Raw genomic sequence first — 21,579 nt, forward strand, 5'->3', positions numbered from 1 at the left:
GCCGCACAGTCACACGCCCCTAGTCCGATCCCGCGTCGTCGGACTGCTTGACCAGAAAGTCCTCGTAGCGCCGGTTCCTGATCCATGACGGCGCACGGCCACGGCCACTCCAGGTCGCACCGCTGACGGGGTCCCGATACTTCATCCGAAGCGGCCTGGTCTTATACGTGCCGCGCCGGTCCACACGTAACTGGTTAGGCACCAGGTTGAAGAAGTTCATGACCTGCCGGACATGTTCGATCGCCGCTTTCTGTTCCTGCTGCCACGCAATCAGGAGCCGCTCATCGAGTTGCGCGAGTTGCTGCTTCAACGTCTTTACCCTGCTGCTCATACTTTGTTTCCGTAGTACATGACCAGGTCGTTGCACCGCGTTCCCGGTCTTTGCGATTGACTTCGTTCACATATCAAGTGAGATATGAAACGCAAACGTAATACTAGCGAGTTGAATTTTAAATATCAACTGATATCCTTGCGGCCATGAACACGGCGACCAAACCCCAGCGGCTGAGCCGCGAAGAAAGTCGATTGCAGACGCGGACACATTTGCTTGCTGCGGCGAAGCGTCTGTTTGTCGACCGAGGTTTCGGCGCCACGTCGCTGAGAGATATCGCGACCGAGGCCGGTTATACGCAGGGCGCGTTCTATTCGAATTTCGCGAGCAAAGAAGAGCTGTTTGTCGAACTGATGCGAGAGCGGTCGAAGGCGCAAGTGACCGATATTGCCCGCACGCTGAGTGATCCCGCGGCGTCTGCGGAGGACATCCTGAGCGCGTTGGAAGTGTGGGCGCGAACACTCGATGCCGAGCCCGAGTGGTCCGTGCTGGGCGTTGAATTCAAGCTGATGGGACGCCGCAGTCCTGCTGTTGCAGCCGCAGTGCAGGCACTGCTGGATGCTCACCGCGATGGCCTCGCCTATTGCATCGGGCAGATTTTCGCCAGACTGAAAAAGGTGCCGCCGGAATCGCCGATGGTATTGGCCACGTCTTTCATGGGACTTTCGCAAGGCCTCGCGTTGCAGCGGTCGATGCTGTCCGAAGTGCCGATCGGATACATGATCATGGTGTTTCTGCGCAGCCTGTTAGCCGCCGCGCCGCGTGTGCGCTGAATTACGATGGCGAGGTGATTGCCCATTGGCCTTCGATTAGCGCAGCGATAACAAAGGAGACCGCCGTGAGATTGATGGCCTTGATCGTCATGCTCTTTGCTCTGCTTGCCACACCGGCCCATGCCGCCGATGTCGGCTTCGAGGAGATCAAGATAGCGAACGGCGCGGAGTCGCCGCTAACGGCAGGGGTCTGGTATCCGAGTGATGCGACCGCGTCGCCACATGCTCTGGGCGATGTCAACCAGACGGTGGCGCTGGACGCGCCGGTCGCCGGCCATGGCCTGCCGCTGGTGCTGATCTCGCATGGCGGCGGAGGATGGTACGGCAGCCATTACGACACGGCGCTAGCCTTGGCTCACGCGGGCTTCGTGGTGGCGGCCGTCAGCCACGCCGGCGACACGTTCGATGACCAGAGCCGCGTGTTGCAGTTGTGGCGCCGTCCCGCGCAGCTTCACCGTTTGTTGGACTACATGCTCGACGACTGGCGTTGGCATGAGCGGCTGGACGCGGGCCGCGTCGGCGCATTCGGCTTTTCTAACGGTGGCTTCACCGTGCTCGTGGCCGCTGGCGGCATCCCGACTCTTTCGAAGATTGCCCCGTATTGCGAGGCTCATCCTGAGCACGACCTGTGCACGGCCTTGAAACAGGCCGGTGTCGATCTCCATTCGATCCCGGAGGTTTCTGCCAGCGCCTGGGTCCACGACCCGCGCATTAAGGCCCTTGTCGTCGCCGCGCCCGCGTTCGGCTTCAGCTTCGACCGCGCAGGGCTCAGCAGCGTGCGCGCCCCGATCCAACTCTGGCGAGCTGCCGACGATCGTCATCAGCCACATCCGTATTATGAGGAGGCAGTACGCGCCGATCTGCCTGAGGTACCTGAATATCGTGTGGTTCCTGATGCAGGCCATTACGATTTCCTGCCACCCTGCGATACGCGGCTGTCCCGGAAGATGCCGGACATCTGCAATAGCTTGCCGGGCTTCGACCGTGCGGCGTTCCATGAACGATTCAATGCCGATGTCGTGCAGTTCTTTCAGGCGACGCTGCGATAGCTGCGGGCGAGGCTTTAGCCGCCCTCCGGCCGTGTGGGGTCACGCCTGGTGAGTGGACCATTTCGAGCGAACGGCACTTGTTCTATCTCGCTCACTGTATTAGGATTTGGCGTATGAACCCGTCCCACATCAACTCGATTATTACCGCCGCGAAAGTCTCGGCGGGATAGCTATTGAGTTGACAATACGCAATCACAACCCGCCCAGAAGGCGGGTTTTTGCTTTCTGGGCGCTAATCGGAGCGCCACGAAATGACGAGTAAGAACACGTTGGTCACTGCAGTTGGCTTTTGCAATGCGACCGCTCTCCATATGGTCTGCGGCAAAATTGCGTCGGGCAAGTCCACGCTCACGGCTCGCCTGGCAGATGCTCAACGAACAGTTCTGATCAGCGAAGACGTATGGATCGCACGTCTTTATCCGGACGAGATTCATACGCTGGCAGACTATGTGCGCTGCGCGGCACGCTTGAAGACGGTCCTCACCGAGCACATTCAGTCGCTTCTTTCGGCGGGAGTATCCGTGGTATTGGACTTCCCGTTCAACACGACCGACACGCGTGAATGGGGACATTCTTTGGCGCGAGCCGTCGGCTGTGAGCATCGGCTTCACTATCTGGAAGTGAGCGACGAGATCTGCAAATCTCGCTTGAGGGCGAGGAACGCGTCAGGCGAGCATCCGTTCCAGACGTCTGAAGCGCAGTATGAATTGATCACTCGTCATTTCGTGCCGCCCACAGCAGACGAAGGGTTTGAGCTTGTTGTCTACGACGAGACGGGGAGTGTTCGTGGACAGAGTGCGTTGGAGATTGGATTGTCCGACTAGCGTTGCCGTTTTCGGTCAAGCATGGACGGCTATTTCGATCGGCCAAAAATTGAAGCAATGCTTGACCAGATCCCACCTTTCTTGGGCGCGGCGATCGATTCATCCGATATGGCTGCGGACTGTTCGACGTCGCTCGCGCTTTGAGGAAAAGTCGACGGGATGTTCTCAACCGGTTTCGTTTCCAATCTAAGGAACCGGGAATTTGATTTTGCGTCCGTGTCCCACGGGCAAACACCGAAACTGATAACCAACGCCTCGTAAAGCATCCGCGAAGTCAGTGAAAACTCGGCCACCTGGAGATTCTCGGCCGGGAGGTAGTAGATTCGGACACGCTCTTCTGGGAGCGCTCCTTCGTCCTCTTCAAGGTAGGACGGCGCAGACAGCCAACGAGTTTCGAACTCCTTGGGCAGCCCGTACTCCTGAAGGGGCGCGCGACCAGGGGCCTCAACTGTCTCCAGACGGGATCGCGTCATGATGCCGTTTTCGATAAACGCGTATCCGTAGCTGCCGCCGGAGTCGTAGTTGCAGAATCCCAGGATAAGCTCCGGCCGATTCAGCGTAGCGAAAATATGACGGGTGTCGGCTTCTTCCGGGTTGTCCAGAATGCCCCATACAAGCTCGTTGCTGTAGACGAAGCACACGTCGTCAAAGACCTCCACCATCACGTCCGACGGACGGCGAATGTCGAACTCACGCCGGTTCGGCGGCGCGATTTCTCGACACGGGCGCTCGAAAAGCGCAGATACGAGTTCGTCAACAGGCTTGTTGGTATCTTTCAAATGAAATGCAATTCCCGCCATAGCGACGCCCATGGAGCAGCCCCGAAAGCAGACGCTCAGCAGTCGAAAACCACGGCTTAATTGCAGGACCACCGACTATCTTCATGGCCTCGCATTTTCGACATCAATCAGGGACTTCACGCGCTACGACCTCTATCAATTCAAAATGCAGAGTCACCAGTTCGAAATGATCATGCAGGTCTTCGTGGGGCATGCACCGAATATGGACCTCCCGAAATTCCTCGGCACTGGAGAATGTTTCACCACGCCAGACCTCCTCCGGAATCTCGCCGAATTGGATCGGATACACTTTGGTCGCTTTGATGATGCAGCGAAGCCTATGCTTTAAATCGTAGACCTCGATGATGTCACCCGGTGCATAACTGCCGTCGCCGTACTCGCCGTACGGTTTGTAATACTCTGCGACCGTATCGGCCGTGACGGTCTTTCGGCCTTCCATAACGGCGCGCGGCAAACTGTCATCGTTTTCGTCAGCGCCCCAAAAGGTCAACCTCTTTCGTCTGTTCATCCGCATCCTTGCGTGTATTTCATCGTGCGTTGGATCGACCAGCCGTTATGGGGTGTCGGGGCGATCCCGACTAACGAGACGCAGGTATTCGCTCAATCCGGCTTCACCGATCGGCTTGATCATAACGCGCACGGTATTGGTGGCATTTTTCATCGTGATCCCATACCGACGGCGTGCTTCAAGGTAGCCATTCCGTTCCCAAAAGCGTTCCGCTCGCGCGTTGCCGACAATGACACCAAGGCGCAACCACTTCGCTCCTGATGCCTTGAGCCAATCTTCAAGGCCGTCGTACAGGCGACGCGCTACACCTTGGCCGTACTTGTCGGTCGACAGGATGAATAGTCCAATGTGCCAGACACCGTCAACGAAGAGATCCGACACCGTTGTAGCAAAGGCGGTCAACACTTTGTTCGCATCGACAAACCCAATCGCACGTTTGCTAGTGAACACCCACCCTTCTGGCAGTTCACTTTCAAACTCCTCTTTGGCTTGTGTATTTGCCGGCGGGGAACCGTCTGCTGTCAGGAAGTAAGCGGGGTTGTCCTCTAAAAATTTCTGAATGACCGTCAGGTCATCGGAAACAAGTTCGATAGCACAATAACGATCCACCTCGAACAGTATCTGATTCGATTCAAAAGGCATTGAATGCTCTCTGATTAGTCCGTGTCATAACTGCGGTTCATCAGGATACGCCACGCGAAGATGGTCGCCAATTCTAACAACTTCTTTTGGCCGGCTACTGACTCCTGCCATGAGATCGAAGAACTATGGAAAGCCCTTGAATACGAGAACGCAGTGCCTCTACGAGCGTCGCGACAACGGCATGCTTGATTGGCTCGATGGTTTTGAAGTCAATGACGGTGCCGGTCATTTTCGTCAAGCCGAGCGTCACCGCCGGGCCGGAAGGTGTCCCGTAGCTGTAACTTTGCGACCAAACCTCGCCATCTCTCATACTGGTGAACTCGAATGAACAGCAGGCAAAGTTGGCGACCGACGGCCCTGGTGAACCGCGTTCGCCCCAGGCCAACTCGCGAAGAATTGCGTCAAATTCTGGATTTGAAGGAATGCATGGGTAGAAGCCGGTAAGTGCCCGCTCGGCATGCGCGAGCGCGTCTCCCTTATCCGGCGTCAGTCTCATTCCCCGCCCCGTGTCTGTCAGCTTTCCTTCGGCATCGCTGAGTTCGAGGGTAATCTTTGAACTCGGTGTATAGCTATATTCGACCACGCTTAGGGCGAGCAGTTGTGCACATACGTCGGCGGGTGAAAGCTGCCGGGAAAGCTGAAGGAGTTCTTCGTGATCCATTGCGCTCTCTCGATTACGGGATGTCGTTGATTGTCAGCGATCTGCGCTGCAGCGTCGATTGTCCGCCATTGCCGCCGTTCGCGAGCGCCGCTAACGCCTGCAAACAGGCGGTCACTACTTCGCATATTTCCAAAAACGTCCCTTGCCCTCCGCGATCCAGGCAATCGCCTCTTCGATGCGCTTATCGCGCGTTGCCTCAGTCTTCGCGTCACCAATCCAAACGTTGTATTCCTTTTGAAATGATGCCGATTTGCTCTCGAAAATCTTTATGATCTTCGGGTTCGCCTGGAGCTTTTCGGCGAATGCCGCAGGCATTCCGACTTCTTTGGGAGTCCTGGATTCTCGTACCGGGAGTTTCAGGCCTTGCTCATTGAGTGCCATAGATTCCTTGATCCAGGATTTAAGCTCCCGGTCTGGCGGTAGATCTGCAACGCTAGTCAGCTTACCCATAAAACGCTTGGCGGCTGGAATGCCGGCATTGGCCTTGAGACGCGCATCACCCATCAGTGCATCCTTATAGAACGTGAAGGAGCAGTGCTTCTTGTAAGCCGCGAAAATGCACATCATGTCGCCTTTGTAGTCAAAATGCGGAATCCCCCATTTGACCTCCTCAATTACCTCTGGGCATGTTGCGTGGATGAGAGCGCGCAGGCGAGCGAAGACGGGTTTCGCAAAGTCTTCGGCCTTTTCGGCATAGGCATCAACCTTAGGATTGTGTTTTGGCGTGGGCATCGGATCGGGTTCTTTCAATTCTCAGTTGAGGGTTAAAAGAAGTTCGTCGAGGCGTTCCAAAGTCGAGGTCAGACCTTCCTTCAGTCCCATCTGAATGACTTGTTGGAGTGCTTCAGACGACGTGTAGGAAACGACCGTTTCTACAAGGGTATGCGTCGCAACATCCGAGAAGGAGACATGCCACTTAGATCTGGGCAACTCTGGATTCAGTGCGCCGGTGTCATCGCAAAAGCCGTCGAGCGAGGTGTAATTGTCGATGGGTTGAATGGTTTGATAGTCCATACGGCCCCAGTATTCCTGGCCATTGGGTTCAACCATCGCATAGTGCCAATGCCCTCCCTCACTGAAATCCATAAACCTGGTTTTCGTGGTTAAAGGTCTAGGCGCAAACCACTGATCGAGAAGTTCACTTTTCGTGTGGCAGTCCCAAACCAGTTGTCGTTTGGCAGCAAACTCTCTTTTGATCGTAATGGTGTTGTTCTCCTTGTCGACAAGGAAGTCAAATCGAACGTCAGCTTTCATCTTTTTCGCCTTTCAGGGTAGTTAATAGGTGATCGAGATTTTCATATCGGCTTTCCCAGACTGCGCGTTGCTCGTCGAACCACTTTTCGGCAGCGGTCAAGTTCCCACGTCTTAGTTTGCACGTTCGCACTCGCCCTACCTTCTCTGATGCAATGAGGCCGCTGCTTTCGAGAACCTTGATGTGCTTCAAAAACGAAGGCAACCCCAAACCGAATGGTTCTGCAAGCTCTTTGATCGATGCAGGGCCGCTGCCGAGCCTCGCAATCACTGATCGCCGGGTGGGGTCGGCCAATGCATGGAACACGCCGTTGAGCGATGTAGAATAGTTTTCCATGTGGAAAACTATATCATGATGGTTTTCTATTTGGCAAACTATTCAAGGAAGCCGACCCGGAATCGTAGGCGACGGCAATTCGGCGATAGCGGCATGCGGCGAAGTTGCCGCGAGTCTGCGGACGACCTACTTTACGAGGACAGCCTTCGCACCATCCGGCGACCCGTAAGCCATGGCGAGTTCGATCTGATCGTAATGGAATTCCTTGCCGGTTCTGGTCATGAACATGGGATCGTCGATCACACCCTCAAGCGTTTTCAGCGCGGCAGCAAGCTTCGCCGGTTCCTTCACCGTCCGGCTTTCGAAATTGCTGAACCGCCTCATGCTCAGGTTCTTCATCATGAACAGTACGGACGGGATAGAAACCGGCGCAGCGCCGCCCAAAAAGCCATAGAAATAGATCGTCGAATTCATCGGCAAGCTCGGGGCAATTCCTGTTATCAAGTCGCCGCCGACGCCATCGAATACCGCCGTCGTCCCCAGTTCGGTGGACAGCCGAGCGAGCGTGTCGGTGAAGCCCTCGGTGGTGACGATGACATGCTCCACGCCCAAACGGCACATCGCGTCCCGCGCTGCGGCGGTGCGCACCAGGAAGATCGCCGGTACGTTTCTGCTGCGCGCGAGCGAAGCAAGCGCATAGCCGGTGGCCGAATTCCCCGCCGTGACGATGACGCCCTTGTGACCCGCGTTAGCGATCTCTTCGAGAAAGGCGTAGGCCGTCATGACGTTGACGAGCGAGCCACAATAGTCGCGCGCACGTACATGGTCGGGCAAGATCAGACAGGTCGTATAAGGTACATGAGCCTGTTCGCACCAAAGCCCGACACTCGCCGGGCTTCTGTCGAGAGACCGGTATACCGCCACCTGCCTGCCCGTATATTCCACGGGGACGCCCGAGCCCACCGCGACCACGCGCCCAGCCCCCGACGCACCCCATACGTCATGCCGACCCAGCGCGAGCGCGTTGCCGGCCGCTGTGGGCATCCTCAGGAAAGTCTTGTCGCCATGGTTGATCGCCGAAGCATCCATGTCGATCAGCACATGACCCGGCGCAGGCTCGTTCGGGGTTGGGATGTCACGAACCTCAAGCTCCCGGCCAGGCGTTACACAAATCGCTTTCATCGTTCAGCTCCTTTGGTTTAGGTGTCGGTGATTGCACCGCCCGTACCATAAGCAACTTCATTGATTGCCGAAACGCTGTGTCAGGGCATACCATCCATTCCATTCTGGAATTGATACGCATAGCCCATATGGACCGAGTAAACGCGATTCGCCTGTTTGTACGCCTCGTCGAATGCGGCAGCTTTTCCGCCGTGGGGCGCGAGGAAGGGATTGGACAGCCTGCGGTTAGCAAGCAGATCGGCGCGCTGGAACGGCATCTTGGTGCTCAACTCGTTTTGCGGACCTCGCGCCAGGTCGTGATCACGGACGCAGGACAAACCTTCTACGAATCGGCCAGGCAACTGGTGGACGACTTCGACGCACTCGAGTCGTCCGTCGGGGACCGCCAGCAGTCGCCACGAGGCGTGGTGCGGGTCAATACGGCTCCGGCGCATGGTCGGCTTTGCATTACACCGCTGCTACCGGAGTTTTTTCGTCAGTATCCAGACGTCGCGATCGAATTATCGGTATCGGAGCGGCATGTCGACCTCGTCGGCGACGGCGTCGATCTGGCGGTCCGCCACGGGCGACTGGTGGATTCGTCCCTCACCGCGCGAAAGCTGTCCGAGACGGACTTCGTGCTCGCGGCGAGCCCTGGTTATCTTGCGGCTCACGGAGTTCCGACGCGCTTTGCGGACCTTGATGGTCACACCTGCATCGTCTTCGCGAAAGGCCGCGAGCGCTACCCCTGGTCGCTCAAGGTCGGCAGGGAGCTTGTCTCCTATGTGCCGCACGGCTCGCTGCTGACGGGAGATGCGGAGCATATTCGCGCTGCCGTGCTTTGCGGCCTTGGCATTGCTCAGGCGCCGTTCTGGCTCATGGCGGAAGAGATCCGGTCCGGCGAGATCAAGGTGTTGCTGCCAGAGTTGCAACCCGAGCGAGTGCCTATCCACCTTGTCTATCCGGCGGGCCGTCGAGTACCGATGAGGGTTAGAGTGTTCATCGAATATCTTGTCTCGGCATTTGCGCGTTCAGAACTTTGAAACGCAGTTCAATCAACTGCGGCTGCAAGTCGGCCGACGTCGACACGCTGAAGCGACATGAACTCGCCTATCGCAGACAGTTAGCGCGCAACAAGGTTATTCTTCGATACACCACACTACCCCGGAGTGCCCCATGCAGACAGTCCGTCGTTTCGCGTTCCTTGCGTTGACATGCAGTGTCATCGGTTTGTCCCATTCGTCGAGCGCATCGGCCGACTCTGCCAATCCGCAACGAAGCCTCATGCAGGTTGTTTCGTTCGGGGACAGTCTTTCGGACGTTGGCACCTACGCGTACGCTCGACAATTCGGCGGCGGCGCCTACACCACTAATCCGGGTGCTATCTCCGTCCAGGTTATCGCGGAACATTATGGGTCGGGCCTCACGCCCGCGTTGACGGGCGGCTTCGGGCAACCGAGCGTCGTTCATCCGGAAGGATTGGGCTACGCCCAAGGGGGCGCCCGAGTCGCTGGGCCGCCGAACCCCGGCGATGCAACGGGCGACACCGGCGAGTTACAGACTCCACTGACTTCACAGGTGGCCGCCTATCTTCAGTCGCATACACGCTTCACCGGCAAGCAACTCGTACTGATGCAAGGCGGTGCGAACGACGTTCAGGATGCCTATGGCGCATGGGCGGGAATGGTCGCGAACGGCGGCGAGCCGGCCGCCTCTTTGCAGGCAGTGCTACCTTCGCTGAGACAGGCAGCGCAACAATTTGCGGAATTGGTGCACAACGTGCAGCAGCACGGTGCCACACATATCGTTGTACAAAACGTACCGGACATCAGCAAGGCGCCAATCGCGAACCTTCTCGATCAGCAACTGCCGGGCTCTTCAAAAGTGCTTCGGCGTCTGGCGCGGGTATTCAACACCGCGCTCGATGACGCTCTTCCTTCATCGTCGGCCGTGCTGCGGATCGACGCGTTCACGTTCATTGATGAAGTATCAGAGAACTATCGCCAACTTGGTTTTCGCTTCGACGGCAGCATCGGCACCAACGTAGCATGCGCGCCGGCAAACCTGCCCCCGGCATTTCAAGCCGACGACACCAGCGCGCTCTTCTGCTCACGCTCGACGTATGTCTCCCCCCATGCTGACAACCTCTACATGTTCGCTGACGCTTATCATCCGACGACTCACCTGCAAAAACTCATAGCGGACTACGTCGTGGTTCAGATCGACACGTGGTTGCACGAATAGGTCGTCGCCCTCGCACTTCGTCGCCCCGAACGTCAGCCGGGCAACGAAGTGCCGCTGGAGGGCGAAGAACATCATGACCGACGGCAGTAGCGATTCCGCTGAGACAGGGTTCCACGCTATCGCCCACGGGCGAAAACAGTCCGTATTTTGACGCTTCACTCTCCACTCTCCACTCTCCACTCTCCACTCAAAGGGAATTCAATGCCGAGCGATTCGCGCGATTTGGATTTGGGAAAATTCGATGAGTACATGGAAGCCTTAATACGTGACTGGCATGCGCCGGGAATCGGCGTGAGCGTTGTCAGAAACGATCAGATAGTACTGACGCGCGGCTACGGTTATCGCGACGCCGCAAACTTACTTTCGTTTACCCCCTCGACGCTCTTTCCTATCGCGTCGAACACAAAACTGTTCACGGCTATCGCCGCAGGTTTGCTGGTCGAACGTGGCCTGCTGAGTTTCGATGAGCCGATTCGTCATGCAGTGCCCAGTCTGCGGTTTTACGACCCTTCGCTCGATGCTGCAGTTACGTTGCGCGACATGCTCGGGCACAAAACGGGTGTGCCGCGCTATGACATGATCTGGGACGACTCGGATTATTCGACAAAAGAGCTGTTCGAGCGTATCCGCTTCATGAAGCCGGTGGCGCCACTCCGTTCGCGGATGATCTACAACAACATGATGTACGAAGCGGTTGGCCATATCATCGAGTTGATGAGCGGCAAACCGTGGGATCAATTCGTGCGCGACGAGATTTTGACACCGCTTGGCATGCAACGAACGCTGTTCACGTATGGCGGTGCTAAGGCCGACGGTCAAGGGGACTACGCATTACCCTTCTCCGAACGACGCGATAGCGACGAGTTCTGGCAACTGCCCGCGCCAAAGGACGACGAGCGTAGCCCTGCAGGCAGCATCGTCACGAGTCTGGAGGACATCGCGCGCTGGTCGATCATGCTGATGAACGACGGCGTGATCGACGGCAAGCAACTGATTCCCGCGAGCGTTCTGAAAGCGACGCTCGTTCCCGGCTTGCCATGGCCAACCGGCATGAGCGACCTGCTCGGTTTCGACACCGACTTGAACGGTGTTTACGGCATGGGACGCATGACATCGGTGTTTCGCGGCCATCTGTTGACGAGTCATGGCGGCAACCTGCGCGCGTTTCATTCGCAGGTTTCCTATCTGTCGAACGAGAAGATCGGCGTATCTGTGTTCGTGATCGGCGACCATTGCGCACCGCTGAGCAATGCGATTGGCTTCGACATCTATAGTCGCGCGCTTGGCCTGGAAGCGACCGACTGGACGGCGCGATTCCGCGACTTTTGCATAAAGGCCAAGGCCACGATGCGCGAGGCGCGAGAACGCTCCGTGCCGCGAGCGGTTCCGAATACGCGCCCGTCGCACGATCTCGCCGATTACGTCGGCTCGTACGAGCATCCGGCGTACGGCAAAATGAATATCACCATGGACGGCACGCAGCTTCAGTTCGGTTTCCGACATATCGACCTGCCTCTGAACCATTTCCATTACGACCGCTTCGACACCCCCGACGACGAAGCAAAAGGTGCATGGTCGGCTTCGTTCCTGACGAGCACGCTCGGCGACATCGACCGTGCGGCGATGCAGCTTGATCAGATCGAAGCCGTGTTTGTTCGTCTAGCTACGCGCCCTGAAGCAGACGTGCTCGCCAAGCTGGTCGGGACCTACGAGACGCCTCTCGGCATGAAGATCGGCATTAGCCTGAATCGGGACGGCGATATCTTGCTCTCCGCTCCGGGCGATCCCGGCGAGGTTCTCAAGCCGCTCAAAGGGCTGCAATTTCGTAGCAACGATTTTCCCGACGTCACGTTCGAATTCGTCTTCCAGGACGGTCGCGTAACGGAGCTGCGTCACTGGGACGCACACGTGGAGATCGTGTGGCCTCGCACTGGCGACGCCGTCCCCGCGGACACGCTCGAGGACGATGCGTTACTCAAGAGTTAGTTTGTCTTGCCGGACGACGAGAGCGGTTATGGCTGACAGGGCCCGGTACGCCGCGTGGAAAATGACGACGACGTATTCCATGTGCGGGGTCTGTTCCGGTATTGATGCGCCAGATGCGTCGAAAAAGTTCTTTTATGTGGAAAGATCGAGCAACGCTGGGTTTCTCGCTGGTATTCGCAGTACTGCTGCTCGGCGGGATCTTCTGGATCGGATGTGAACCCGCACTGAGTAGTCTCAAAGACGCACTCGGAGATAGCATTGGGCTAGTGCTCGTCGGATATGCGTTTGCGACAGCGTTCGCCCTGATCGGTTTGATATTCCAATACTTCAAAGTGTTCGCTGATCGTGGCACGTCTTCGCGCCGTTTCATGTCGCGAGGCCGCGCTATGTTGCCGGTGTACGGTTTGGCAGTTTTTCTATTGGTTGCTCATCTATCCGCGCAACATATCTGCCGCTGAGCGGCCGATGCAACGCGCTCCTCGATGAGCAGCAGTTCTACCGAGTCCATCCTTGGAATTGTTCTCCGATGGCACTCGGTCGGCCTTGATCTGGCTGCGTGCCCTCGGCCGCTGTGCAGCTGCAAGCTGCCAGCGGGTGAAATATCGCGACGGACGGCTCATGGCCGAGGCTGTGTGGAAACTGTTTTTTTGCGGAGAAGGCGAGCTCGCCGGACGGGGTGACCGTGTTTTGGTAGGTCGGACAAGATCGCTAACGTCGTGAACTACAAGAAGGCTCCTGAGAACCTCAGCTTCCAGCCATTCTTATGGCCTTCATCGTCCGCTCGACCCCAAGTATGTTCATGACCCGCTTGAGGTTGTAGGCCAATACCTGAAGGCTCATCTCCGTGCTCACCCGTCCCAACGTGCGGGTCAGGAAATGGGTGGAACCCATCCAGTGCTTGAGCGTACCGAAGACATGCTCGACGGTACTTCTTCGAATGGTCATTGCATCGGGCTTCCGGTCCAGCCGACGCTGCATGGTTTCCAGTATATGTTCGTGCTCCCATCGTCGGATACGGCGGTAGTTGCTGGGTGAACATCGTTCCTTGAGATGGCAACGCGGGCAGGCGCTGGGCCAGTACACCTGCAGCGTCATGTCATGCTCGACGGTCGTGAATCGACGGATTGCGCGCTCGCCGGCAGGACATCGATATTCATCGTGCTTCGCGATGTAGACAAAGTCGCGTTTGGTAAAGAGCCCTTTCTTCCTTGATGCCGAAGTAAGTGGTTTCGGGACATACGCCTTGATGCCGGCCAGCTCGCACGCGTGGATCTCAGGGCCGCTAAAGTAGCCTCGATCTGCCAGCACCTTCAGCCTCGGCCTGCTCATCGCGTTCTTCGCCAGCAATGCCATCTTGCTGAGTTGCCCATGATCGTTTCCGACATTGGTCACCTCATGTTCGACGATCAGGTGATGCCTCGTGTCCACGGCAGCTTGCACGTTGTAGCCAACCGTTCCAGTATTTTTGCCACCACTGGTCATCGAACGTGAATCCGGATCTGTCAGCGACAACTGTTTATCCGGTTGCTTCTTCAACTGCTTCCTGATCTTATCGAGTTCACGCATCTGCTGGCGCAAGCGGGCGATCTTCCCGTACAGGTCCACCGTCTTCACATCGAAACCCGTCGGACTGATCCGGTCCGCGGTTTCAATCGCGTCGAGATATCGCTGAACGCTTTCCTCGATCTGCTGCTGACGCTTGTCGATCTTACCTGCCGTGTAGTTCCTGTCACGGCTGTTCACAGCCTTGAACTTGCTGCCATCAATTGCCACCGTGTCTGCGGATAGCAGCTTCAGTCCGCGACACAGTTCGACGAAGCGCCGGCATACGTTGCGAATGGCTACGCCGTTGTCGCGGCGAAAGTCTGCGATCGTCTTGAAGTCCGGCGACAGACGTCCCGTCAGCCACATCATCTCGACATTGCGCTGGCATTCGCGCTCGAGACGCCGGCTGGATGGGACACGGTTCAGATACCCGTAGATGTAGACCTTGAGCATCACGCCCGGGTGGTAGGACGGCCGACCCGTGACTGCAGGAGTGGTGCCGTTGAAACCAAGTTCAGCAAGATCCAGTTCGTCGACGAAGACGTCTACGATTCTGACCGGATTGTCCTGTCCGATGTAGTCATCGACACATTCGGGAAGCAGCGCGACCTGCTTGCGGTCATCGCCTTCAACGAATCGCTTCATGAGTCACCCGGTCTCAATGCGTTGATTCAGTTTAGGCGATGAGTGCGTTTTCACACAGCCTCGGCCCGTTTCCGCCTCATGCTAACGGCATCCAACCCCGAGCCCAGCAAGACCGCAATCAGCAGCGCGCGAACTCAACTGCCGCCCGACAAATCACGGAATGAGTCCATTGTCCGTCCAGCAAATGCGAGAGCCGCTCCCGCATTCATGGTAACCGCCACGCCGAGCGCTTCCGCCATTTCGGCTTCTGTAGCACCAAGGTCGATCGCCTTCTTTGCATGATTCGCGATCTAAGGAAGGTCTGCATAACCCGTTTCAGAGCGCTGACCTTTTTGCCGCTTGGGTCGTATCAACACGAGAATCAGCTGGCAGGTTTATCAGCCGGCTTTTGAACCGTCGACGGCCCCCGTTTGCCGAAACTCGCTGTATCAATTCCCGACCGTTTCAAGCTTTCCGCAAAGCCTTGCGTGCCATCCACAGGTTGCCCAGAGCAAACAATGTCGTGATCTGGGCAGTGTTTTTCATCAAACCCCGGTACCGGGTCTTCGTGTAGCCAAACTGCTGCTTGAGGACGCGGAACGGATGTTCGACCTTGGCGCGGATGCCAGCCTTCAGGCGTTCGATCTGATCGTATATCGCGTCCAGACGATCGCTCAGGTCCAGTTGTCTGCGCCTGCCCGGTCTCATCGCGATATGCCAGCGTACTGCGTCAGCCTCGCAACGCTTTTCGATTCCCTGATATCCGGCGTCAGCGTACACATCCGTTTCCTGGCCATGCAACAACGCTTCGGCTGCGTTGATGTCGTGAACGTTAGCGGCTGTACCGATGACGGTGTGAACCAGGCCAGACTCAGCGTCAACGCCGACGTGCGCTTTCATCCCGAAGTACCATTGATTTCCCTTCTTCGTCTGGTGCATTTCCGGGTCCCGTGTACCAGAGCCGTTCTTCGTCGAACTCGGTGCCGGAATCAAGGTAGCGTCGACAGCCGACCCCGATTTGAGCAACAGGCCTTTCTCGCTCAGGATCTCATTGACCAGCGTGAGCATCTGTGCAGCCAGCCCGTGCGTTTCGAGCAGGTGACGGAACCGGAGAATCGTGCTCTCGTCCGGCAAACGCGTCATACCCTCATCCAGCCCCGCAAAGTCGCGATACAACGGTACGTCATAAAGCGCCTCTTCCATCGCCGGGTCTGACAGACTAAACCACTGCTGCATGAAATGAATCTGCAGCATCGTCGCAATCGGGAACGGCGGCCGGCCAGTCTTACCCTTCGGATAATGCGGTTCGATCAACGCAATCAATCTCGACCATGGCACAACGCGCCTCATCTCATCGAGAAATTCCCGCTTGCGTGTGCGTTTCGTTGAGAGATCCAGACCAAGACCAAGTTGTGTCATCGACGAACCCCTTAAATTTTCCTATCTCCCAGGATAGTTCACCCAGACGTCAATGCCAGGACTTTTGCAGACCTTCCCTAACTGTCGCATCGGGTCGTGACGGCAACTGCGAGGGCGATAAGTTCTCGAGTCTTCGCGTCCAGATGGCCAGTCTGTGAGCCCGCGTCGTGAAGCATCCGGTACCCCTCCAGAGTTCCTGGTAAATGCTTTCTTACAACTTACGAGCAACGGTGTTATGTTCATGAACACCGCAGTCCCTCTGTCAAATATGGAGAACGACATGAGCAGTGGCATTGTCCGGCATGAAACCCCTGGCTCCATGAAGGAAGCGTGGGCGAGAGAATTTTCGGAAGCTATCGAAATCCCCGCAGGCGCGAAATATATCGTGTTGAGTGGCGTCGGGGCATTGCCGTCGAACTTCAACGCAGAGCCTCACACGGTAGCCCACTTTGGCGATACACGAACCCAAACGAGAAACGTATTGGATCAGATTGCCGACATCCTCGGCAACAAGGGCTATACGTTGGGCGACGTTGTGGCTGTGCAGGCGATCTTTGTCGGCGATCCCGCTAACAACGGCAAACCCGACTACGAAGGCTTTTCGAGTGTCTATCTCGAGTATTTCGGCTCGCAAACACAACCGAACCTACCCACTCGCACGCGCTCGCAAGTCGTTGGATTGGTCGAGCCTGGCTGGCTTGTTGAAATAACAGTGACCGCAGCCAAAACAGCGTAACGGCTTGTCACCCTACCTGCCCGCTGACCTGTCCTTCCATAGAAACGATCTGAGACGCCGTGTGGACCGGTCGACCGACCTGCGCTGCGACCTACGCTTGCAGATTCTGCGAGCGGTCGCTACCGATTAGCCTCGTAACGAGCAGCAGTATCGAATTTCCGTCAGTGAAACTCCACCAATTTGAATAACCTTGCTGGCATCATCACGAGCGAAGCCGATTCCTTCATAGAATGCTGTAGCACGACGATTTTCTGACAATACCCAGAGCGCAACATTCGAATACCCGGCAGCGCGTAACAGTTGACGCGCGGAATCGCTTAAGCGTTCTCCAATGCCGTGACGCCAGAATTCGGGCGACACATACAGCGCTTCCACTTCCGCCCACGAAGCATCCTTATCTACATCCCTACACGCGCCAAAGGCTATCCAGCCCGCGATTGTTTCACCGATGTACGCCACCGACACACTGAGTTTCCCCGTAGTGAGGGATTTCTGCCAGGTAGCAGCACGCGCTTCGACGGAAAGTTCTTTCAGAAACTGTTCCGGCATGATCCCCTGATAAGCCGCTTGCCACGAGATCACATGAACTGTTGCGATTGCTTCGGCATCCTGGTAAGTCGCCTGACGTATTTCCGCACGCATTGGCATGGCTCCGTTCGTTCCGGATTAACAACATTGGTCGATGTGAAGCAGGCAATGCTTACTGTCGACGATTTACGCACCGATGTCGAACTGTCGAATTTAGCCGGTACCGAGCCATGCGACAATAACAGCGACGCGGCAATGTTTCTCGCCCGCATCTGACTCATCACAGAATGACGCATCTTCACCGTCAAGTTTACTGAAAGCCTGCCGTAAAACAGGCTTTAATTGCTCAAGGCTCTTGCCGCATGTCGTTCACTTCCCTGAAGCGCACATTCGCCGTTTCCGCTACGGCACTTTGTCTTCATGTCGGACGGCGATGTGGCTAACTTCGATTCTGTATCGATGGGTTCACGGAAGCGTTCGGCGATCAGGTCGACCGGCTCGGCGAGGTCAAAGGCGAGTACTCCGGCCTTGCGACGAGCAAAAATCTCGCGATGGTCAAATTCACCGACGACGGCACTTGCGTGAAGTACATCGACATTTTCGCTCGCCGCAGCTCCGCACCCAAAACGACAGCCACGACGTCACACTGAGTGACGAGGCGTCTCGATCGGCGGTCGTCGCGCGTATCGAAACCAGGCTCTGAAAAAACTTTCAAGCCCACCTACGCGGGTCCTTCGCAATCGGGCATCATTCAACTTCTCCTCAACAAATAACAAAAATCGCGGGCCGCGACTTCAGTCGAATCGGATAAAAACCCATGAACCTCATCGCGAAGATTTTCGGGACCCGGTCGCCTTCGACGGTGCCTGCACATCAGGTCTATATAGTGCCGGGCGGATCAATGCCCCTTCGCACGGCGATTGAGACCATTATGGGCAGCACCGACAACGAACTAGTTGCGCTGTGCATTTCGCACTATTCGGGCTACGTCAGAGAAGCGGCGATTAGCCGGGCGGTCGAGCTCGGCGGCAGTTCGTTTCTGGAGTCGATAACAAAACGCGTGAACGATTGGGTGCCCGAGGTTCGACGAGCTGCCACGAACGCGCTGCTTACGCTCCTCGCAACCGTTCCCGCCGAGCACTTCGTGTTGCTCATCCCGCGACTGCGCCGCCTCATGGCGGCCATGCGGACGGACCATAGGTCCTGGTTATTCGACTTTGAACAGCGACTCGTGGAAGCCGGCGGCGCCGCAGCGATTATCGCGGCAATGGGCGGCACCGATTTTCGGCTGAAGCGCGCCGCGTTTATGGTGGCGGTGGACCATCAACTTCTATCGGTTACCGAGTCGACAAAGCTCGGCCTACGCTCGGGCGACATAGTACTTGCACAACACGCTATGACGCAGCTGGATCGCGTACCGGTTTCAGAGCGTACGCTATGTATCGACCTTGCTGCCGCGTCCCCGTTTGGATCGATACGTTTTGCCGCTTTTAATCTCATTTCAAAAGATCAAAGTAGCGCCGGTTTCGAACCCTTCCTGTGGCGCACCCTATTCGATTCACAAGGTAGCTTGCGGTCCGCCGCGGCCAGATTGCTCGTCGAACGGGGTCACGATGTTCCTGGTGGCTGCAGCACACTGCTCGATTCGGGTGAATTGACTACGAGACAAATCCGCGCCGGTCTTTCCCTCCTCGTGGAGTATCGTGCGCCGGAAGTCGGCCCGATGCTAGCAAGGTATGCCAGCGACGCACGGGCGGCAATTCGTGCTCACGCCATCGCGCTGCAGGCTAAGGTCTCTCCGTCGATCAAGGACGAGATCGCGTCGCGTGCGCTGCTCGACCCGTCCCGAAAGATCCGCAAAGTGGGGGTTCATCTATGCGCTTGCGGAGCATTTGTCTCCCTGGACCTGATTGAAACAATGCTCGTCCAACGTCAGGACCGTCACGCAGCATTGGCAGTCTGCGCAAGAGATAAATGGGACAGTCTTGTATGCATTGCGCTTATCACGGAACTTCATGCACCGACTGGGAGCAGTGATGCAGACATACGGTACGCATTGAGAAACTGGATCGGCGACCCGACTTCATCGTGGACAAAACCTGGCGTCGAGCAGCGCTCGATCCTGTCCACTCCCGAGGTTGGATCACGTCTCCTCGACCTGGCCGAAGACCGACATCCGGCTTTGCGTGCGCGACTGCGAGAAGCGGGTATAGAACTGTAGGTCGGAATGCATGAGTTGCGTTAGGCACGCCTCGAAGTCATTTCATCAACCGCCGATAGCGGGCCAGGTTAGCGTTTGCTCTTCGATTACCCGGCGAGTAGCGCTGCGAGATCAGCTTGCAGAGCGTCCGACCGGGCGAGTGCATCCACTTGCGCGGCTGGGCCAGCAGGCGCCGGCTGCTCTCCCATCAAACTTTCGACTTGCTTCGCGACCAGTTTCGCCATGTGGGTTGCATCGGCGTCCACCGTCGACTTTCTGTCCCCCACCGCTTTCTCGGCCGCGCCCACCGCTAGCGAACCGGTGCCGAGAGACGAGATCGCGCCGGGCTTTTTCCCGCTCGTCGAATCGAGATCAAACGCCAGCATGACTGTCGAGTGTCCCGCTGTCACCGACGACACCGTCACGTGGGCCTTGAGATCGCTCGCTCCGCTGCCGAGGCCGATCATCACCCGCTCGCTCTTACTGCCCTCGTCTATCGCTGTAAATTCGCCGTCAGTCGATCAGCGCATCGATCAATTGGGCGTCGTGCGTTGCAATGCCGACGAACGATCCTGCCTCGATCGCGCTCGAAACGTGACGGACGAAGTGAGCGTTGATCGCGGCACGGTCTTTCGACGCACCGTCGACGAGATGCTCGTTTGCCTCCGCGTAGATTCCTTTGCAGATGCGCAGACGGCTCTTGCGTGCCTGCAACGGGACCATGTCCTCGTTCGTCCGTGTCAGATACGCCTGCAGTGCGATCCCAACCGGATACCCATCGGCTTCGAGACGGAGGAACGCGTCGAGCGTTTTCTGGGTGCAACTGACGTCTTCCATGTCGATGCACGCGCTGATGCCGTATGGCGCGGCCGCCCGCAGAATGGTTGAGACGCGCTTCATGCAGGCGTCTTCGTCGAGATGCAGCCCCAGCGCGGTTAATTTTATCGACAGCTCCGTGCGCATATTGTTTGCGCCGAGTGCGTCGACGAGATCGAGATAATCGCGGGTCATCGACTCCGCCTGGTCGAACGAGGATGCCGACTCGCCCAGGACATCGACGGTTGTCCGGAAGCCTGCCGCGTCGAGCGACTGGATGCGTGCACAGGCATCGTCGAGCGTTTCGCCCGCGATATAACGACGCGAAATCTTACGGATCAGCGAACGAGGGACGAACGGGATGGCGCGCGCCGCCATCGTATTGAGAATACGCATGTTGTGGTCTCGTGAAAATGCAGTCGCGCGAATCGGGATGCAATCAGTCGATTCGAGCGACATCACCGGACTGCTGTTCACAGAGTCCGGAGCGAACGCCAACGTGGATGCATGACTGCATCGACTCAGGCTTTCAGTGCGTTTTCGAGGGAGGCCAGGCTGCTGCGTGCATGGTTCGAGTAGAGGTTGATGCGGTTGACTGCGGAAGAAGTCGAAGCCTGCTTTTGTTCTTTCAATGAGGCGGCACGCTCGTAGCACGGTGCGTGCTTGACCGCTCACGCAACGGTCTTGCAACAAGTGTCGCGCGTGACGGCCTCATACAGACCGATGCTCCAGTGCAGGATCGATCTCTTTCGCTGTAAGACCGAATCTCGCCATCCGCGCGCGATGCCCGGACGAGCCGAGATATAGACGGAGTTGCCCGGCACTTCCAGTTTCGTGATCGACCGCCTCGACAGCGCTTCCGATCTGCTCCACGAGTATCCGATTGCCCAGCGCAGTACTTGCGTACGACCAGAAAACCATCGCCAATCGCCCAAACCAGCAGACTGAATGCAACCTTGGCGGCTCGATCAGGCGTGACGAATAGCGGCACATTCATATCCCAGCGACCGGCCTCAACGCCGGCTAACAACTCGCTAAACGTCGTCAGGCAATGCTCGATCCGGGTCACGCCGATCGCGCGAAGGACTGCATCGGCCAGATCAAGATCGGCGCCTATCGCCGTCCCGTCCGAGCCTGTCCAACCGAATGGCGGTTCCTGTAGGTACGCAATGGTGACTTTCACGATCTGCCTCTCCTAGCTGGA

General features: G+C 57.1%; 22 protein-coding genes and 4 pseudogenes. 9 read left to right on the forward strand and 17 right to left on the reverse strand.

The genetic code is table 11. The features are described 5' to 3' along the window. Positions 1-19: 19 nt before the first annotated feature. Positions 20-331, reverse strand: a complete 312-nt coding sequence (locus GGD40_RS21515) for an H-NS histone family protein (protein ID WP_179745017.1) — start codon at positions 329-331, stop codon at positions 20-22. A 194-nt stretch (positions 332-525) separates the two neighbouring features. Here GGD40_RS21515 and GGD40_RS21520 point away from each other — a divergent pair, with 194 nt between their 5' ends. The 3 genes from GGD40_RS21520 to GGD40_RS21530 all read left to right on the forward strand — a co-directional run bounded on the left by GGD40_RS21520 (position 526) and on the right by GGD40_RS21530 (position 2,977). Continuing rightward, entirely contained in the window at positions 526-1,104 is a 579-nt protein-coding gene (locus GGD40_RS21520; RefSeq protein WP_257030536.1) for a TetR/AcrR family transcriptional regulator, read from the forward strand. Positions 1,105-1,178: 74 nt separating this feature from the next. Beyond that, positions 1,179-2,153 carry an alpha/beta hydrolase family protein gene (locus GGD40_RS21525; RefSeq protein ID WP_179746999.1) on the forward strand — a complete coding sequence of 325 codons (975 nt, stop codon included), beginning with the start codon at positions 1,179-1,181 and terminating at the stop codon, positions 2,151-2,153. A gap of 251 nt (positions 2,154-2,404) precedes the next feature. After that, a complete protein-coding gene (locus GGD40_RS21530; protein WP_179745018.1) occupies positions 2,405-2,977 on the forward strand; it encodes an AAA family ATPase in 573 nt (190 codons plus the stop codon). 29 nt (positions 2,978-3,006) lie between these two features. Here the strand turns inward: GGD40_RS21530 and GGD40_RS21535 are convergent, their stop codons facing one another. The 8 genes from GGD40_RS21535 to GGD40_RS21570 all read right to left on the reverse strand — a co-directional run bounded on the left by GGD40_RS21535 (position 3,007) and on the right by GGD40_RS21570 (position 8,298). Continuing rightward, positions 3,007-3,789, reverse strand: coding sequence for a hypothetical protein (locus tag GGD40_RS21535; RefSeq protein WP_179745019.1), 783 nt, complete (start codon positions 3,787-3,789; stop codon positions 3,007-3,009). A gap of 91 nt (positions 3,790-3,880) precedes the next feature. After that, positions 3,881-4,285 (reverse strand): ASCH domain-containing protein, encoded by a 405-nt coding sequence (locus GGD40_RS21540; RefSeq protein WP_257030537.1) that lies wholly within the window; start codon positions 4,283-4,285, stop codon positions 3,881-3,883. A gap of 45 nt (positions 4,286-4,330) precedes the next feature. Then, positions 4,331-4,927 carry a GNAT family N-acetyltransferase gene (locus tag GGD40_RS21545; RefSeq protein WP_179745020.1) on the reverse strand — a complete coding sequence of 199 codons (597 nt, stop codon included), beginning with the start codon at positions 4,925-4,927 and terminating at the stop codon, positions 4,331-4,333. Between the two features lie 94 nt (positions 4,928-5,021). After that, entirely contained in the window at positions 5,022-5,588 is a 567-nt protein-coding gene (locus GGD40_RS21550; RefSeq protein ID WP_179745021.1) for a hypothetical protein, read from the reverse strand. Between the two features lie 114 nt (positions 5,589-5,702). Beyond that, positions 5,703-6,338 carry a YdeI/OmpD-associated family protein gene (locus GGD40_RS21555; protein WP_218901275.1) on the reverse strand — a complete coding sequence of 212 codons (636 nt, stop codon included), beginning with the start codon at positions 6,336-6,338 and terminating at the stop codon, positions 5,703-5,705. Between the two features lie 3 nt (positions 6,339-6,341). Further along, positions 6,342-6,842 (reverse strand): SRPBCC family protein, encoded by a 501-nt coding sequence (locus tag GGD40_RS21560; RefSeq protein ID WP_179745022.1) that lies wholly within the window; start codon positions 6,840-6,842, stop codon positions 6,342-6,344. After that, positions 6,832-7,176 carry an ArsR/SmtB family transcription factor gene (locus GGD40_RS21565; protein WP_179745023.1) on the reverse strand — a complete coding sequence of 115 codons (345 nt, stop codon included), beginning with the start codon at positions 7,174-7,176 and terminating at the stop codon, positions 6,832-6,834. Before GGD40_RS21565 ends, GGD40_RS21560 begins: the two co-directional genes overlap by 11 nt. Positions 7,177-7,302: 126 nt before the next feature. Beyond that, the gene (locus tag GGD40_RS21570) at positions 7,303-8,298 is read right to left on the reverse strand and encodes an alcohol dehydrogenase catalytic domain-containing protein (RefSeq protein ID WP_179713197.1); all 996 of its coding nucleotides are present in this window, start codon (positions 8,296-8,298) and stop codon (positions 7,303-7,305) included. Between the two features lie 128 nt (positions 8,299-8,426). Here GGD40_RS21570 and GGD40_RS21575 point away from each other — a divergent pair, with 128 nt between their 5' ends. Both GGD40_RS21575 and GGD40_RS21580 read left to right on the forward strand, forming a co-directional pair. Further along, positions 8,427-9,320, forward strand: coding sequence for a LysR family transcriptional regulator (locus tag GGD40_RS21575; RefSeq protein WP_179713195.1), 894 nt, complete (start codon positions 8,427-8,429; stop codon positions 9,318-9,320). Positions 9,321-9,453: 133 nt separating this feature from the next. After that, on the forward strand, positions 9,454-10,521 hold the full coding sequence (locus tag GGD40_RS21580) for an SGNH/GDSL hydrolase family protein (protein WP_179745024.1): 1,068 nt from the start codon (positions 9,454-9,456) through the stop codon (positions 10,519-10,521). Positions 10,522-10,536: 15 nt separating this feature from the next. On the opposite strand, the pseudogene GGD40_RS21585 reads toward GGD40_RS21580, so the two are convergent. Next, positions 10,537-10,647, reverse strand: a pseudogene (locus GGD40_RS21585) (carbohydrate ABC transporter permease); the annotation flags it as partial. A gap of 75 nt (positions 10,648-10,722) precedes the next feature. Here GGD40_RS21585 and GGD40_RS21590 point away from each other — a divergent pair. Together GGD40_RS21590 and GGD40_RS21595 are read left to right on the forward strand one after the other, a co-directional pair. After that, positions 10,723-12,507 carry a serine hydrolase gene (locus tag GGD40_RS21590; protein ID WP_179745025.1) on the forward strand — a complete coding sequence of 595 codons (1,785 nt, stop codon included), beginning with the start codon at positions 10,723-10,725 and terminating at the stop codon, positions 12,505-12,507. A 134-nt stretch (positions 12,508-12,641) separates the two neighbouring features. Further along, complete coding sequence (locus GGD40_RS21595) at positions 12,642-12,965, forward strand: hypothetical protein (RefSeq protein WP_179745026.1); 324 nt, start codon at positions 12,642-12,644, stop codon at positions 12,963-12,965. A gap of 286 nt (positions 12,966-13,251) precedes the next feature. Here GGD40_RS21595 and GGD40_RS21600 read toward each other — a convergent pair whose 3' ends face one another. From GGD40_RS21600 to GGD40_RS21610, 3 genes and pseudogenes are all read right to left on the reverse strand, one after another. After that, a complete protein-coding gene (locus tag GGD40_RS21600) occupies positions 13,252-14,697 on the reverse strand; it encodes an IS1182 family transposase (RefSeq protein WP_179745027.1) in 1,446 nt (481 codons plus the stop codon). Between the two features lie 444 nt (positions 14,698-15,141). Then, the gene (locus tag GGD40_RS21605; protein ID WP_179745028.1) at positions 15,142-16,095 is read right to left on the reverse strand and encodes an IS5 family transposase; all 954 of its coding nucleotides are present in this window, start codon (positions 16,093-16,095) and stop codon (positions 15,142-15,144) included. Between the two features lie 83 nt (positions 16,096-16,178). Continuing rightward, positions 16,179-16,298 (reverse strand): annotated as a pseudogene (locus GGD40_RS21610) (carboxymuconolactone decarboxylase family protein); the annotation flags it as partial. Positions 16,299-16,336: 38 nt separating this feature from the next. Between GGD40_RS21610 and GGD40_RS21615 the strand changes: the two are divergent. After that, on the forward strand, positions 16,337-16,831 hold the full coding sequence (locus GGD40_RS21615; RefSeq protein ID WP_257030538.1) for a RidA family protein: 495 nt from the start codon (positions 16,337-16,339) through the stop codon (positions 16,829-16,831). A 126-nt stretch (positions 16,832-16,957) separates the two neighbouring features. On the opposite strand, the gene GGD40_RS21620 is transcribed toward GGD40_RS21615, so the two are convergent. Further along, entirely contained in the window at positions 16,958-17,479 is a 522-nt protein-coding gene (locus GGD40_RS21620) for a GNAT family N-acetyltransferase (RefSeq protein WP_179713189.1), read from the reverse strand. Positions 17,480-18,176: 697 nt separating this feature from the next. Between GGD40_RS21620 and GGD40_RS21625 the strand changes: the two genes are divergently transcribed. After that, positions 18,177-19,580, forward strand: coding sequence for a hypothetical protein (locus GGD40_RS21625; RefSeq protein ID WP_179745030.1), 1,404 nt, complete (start codon positions 18,177-18,179; stop codon positions 19,578-19,580). A gap of 86 nt (positions 19,581-19,666) precedes the next feature. Here the strand turns inward: GGD40_RS21625 and GGD40_RS21630 are convergent. From GGD40_RS21630 to GGD40_RS21640, 3 genes and pseudogenes are all read right to left on the reverse strand, one after another. After that, positions 19,667-20,059, reverse strand: a pseudogene (locus GGD40_RS21630) (DUF4410 domain-containing protein); the annotation flags it as partial. A 13-nt stretch (positions 20,060-20,072) separates the two neighbouring features. Further along, positions 20,073-20,771: a proline dehydrogenase family protein gene (locus GGD40_RS21635; RefSeq protein ID WP_257030539.1), complete on the reverse strand. Its 699-nt coding sequence runs from the start codon at positions 20,769-20,771 to the stop codon at positions 20,073-20,075. A 315-nt stretch (positions 20,772-21,086) separates the two neighbouring features. After that, positions 21,087-21,558, reverse strand: a pseudogene (locus GGD40_RS21640) (transporter substrate-binding domain-containing protein). Between the last annotated feature and the right edge of the window lie 21 nt (positions 21,559-21,579).

Source organism: Paraburkholderia bryophila (assembly GCF_013409255.1).
In the GTDB taxonomy this organism is placed as follows: Bacteria; Pseudomonadota; Gammaproteobacteria; order Burkholderiales; family Burkholderiaceae; genus Paraburkholderia.

Excerpts from the sequence above, each read along its gene's own strand:
- GGD40_RS21515 (WP_179745017.1), bottom strand. The coding sequence starts at position 331 with ATGAGCAGCAGGGTAAAGACGTTGAAGCAGCAACTCGCGCAACTCGAT.
- GGD40_RS21525 (WP_179746999.1), top strand. The coding sequence starts at position 1,179 with ATGGCCTTGATCGTCATGCTCTTTGCTCTGCTTGCCACACCGGCCCAT.
- GGD40_RS21530 (WP_179745018.1), top strand. The coding sequence starts at position 2,405 with ATGACGAGTAAGAACACGTTGGTCACTGCAGTTGGCTTTTGCAATGCG.
- GGD40_RS21535 (WP_179745019.1), bottom strand. The coding sequence starts at position 3,789 with ATGGGCGTCGCTATGGCGGGAATTGCATTTCATTTGAAAGATACCAAC.
- GGD40_RS21540 (WP_257030537.1), bottom strand. The coding sequence starts at position 4,285 with ATGAACAGACGAAAGAGGTTGACCTTTTGGGGCGCTGACGAAAACGAT.
- GGD40_RS21545 (WP_179745020.1), bottom strand. The coding sequence starts at position 4,927 with ATGCCTTTTGAATCGAATCAGATACTGTTCGAGGTGGATCGTTATTGT.
- GGD40_RS21550 (WP_179745021.1), bottom strand. The coding sequence starts at position 5,588 with ATGGATCACGAAGAACTCCTTCAGCTTTCCCGGCAGCTTTCACCCGCC.
- GGD40_RS21560 (WP_179745022.1), bottom strand. The coding sequence starts at position 6,842 with ATGAAAGCTGACGTTCGATTTGACTTCCTTGTCGACAAGGAGAACAAC.
- GGD40_RS21565 (WP_179745023.1), bottom strand. The coding sequence starts at position 7,176 with ATGGAAAACTATTCTACATCGCTCAACGGCGTGTTCCATGCATTGGCC.
- GGD40_RS21570 (WP_179713197.1), bottom strand. The coding sequence starts at position 8,298 with ATGAAAGCGATTTGTGTAACGCCTGGCCGGGAGCTTGAGGTTCGTGAC.
- GGD40_RS21575 (WP_179713195.1), top strand. The coding sequence starts at position 8,427 with ATGGACCGAGTAAACGCGATTCGCCTGTTTGTACGCCTCGTCGAATGC.
- GGD40_RS21580 (WP_179745024.1), top strand. The coding sequence starts at position 9,454 with ATGCAGACAGTCCGTCGTTTCGCGTTCCTTGCGTTGACATGCAGTGTC.
- GGD40_RS21590 (WP_179745025.1), top strand. The coding sequence starts at position 10,723 with ATGCCGAGCGATTCGCGCGATTTGGATTTGGGAAAATTCGATGAGTAC.
- GGD40_RS21595 (WP_179745026.1), top strand. The coding sequence starts at position 12,642 with ATGTGGAAAGATCGAGCAACGCTGGGTTTCTCGCTGGTATTCGCAGTA.
- GGD40_RS21600 (WP_179745027.1), bottom strand. The coding sequence starts at position 14,697 with ATGAAGCGATTCGTTGAAGGCGATGACCGCAAGCAGGTCGCGCTGCTT.
- GGD40_RS21605 (WP_179745028.1), bottom strand. The coding sequence starts at position 16,095 with ATGACACAACTTGGTCTTGGTCTGGATCTCTCAACGAAACGCACACGC.
- GGD40_RS21615 (WP_257030538.1), top strand. The coding sequence starts at position 16,337 with ATGAACACCGCAGTCCCTCTGTCAAATATGGAGAACGACATGAGCAGT.
- GGD40_RS21620 (WP_179713189.1), bottom strand. The coding sequence starts at position 17,479 with ATGCCAATGCGTGCGGAAATACGTCAGGCGACTTACCAGGATGCCGAA.
- GGD40_RS21625 (WP_179745030.1), top strand. The coding sequence starts at position 18,177 with ATGAACCTCATCGCGAAGATTTTCGGGACCCGGTCGCCTTCGACGGTG.
- GGD40_RS21635 (WP_257030539.1), bottom strand. The coding sequence starts at position 20,771 with ATGCGTATTCTCAATACGATGGCGGCGCGCGCCATCCCGTTCGTCCCT.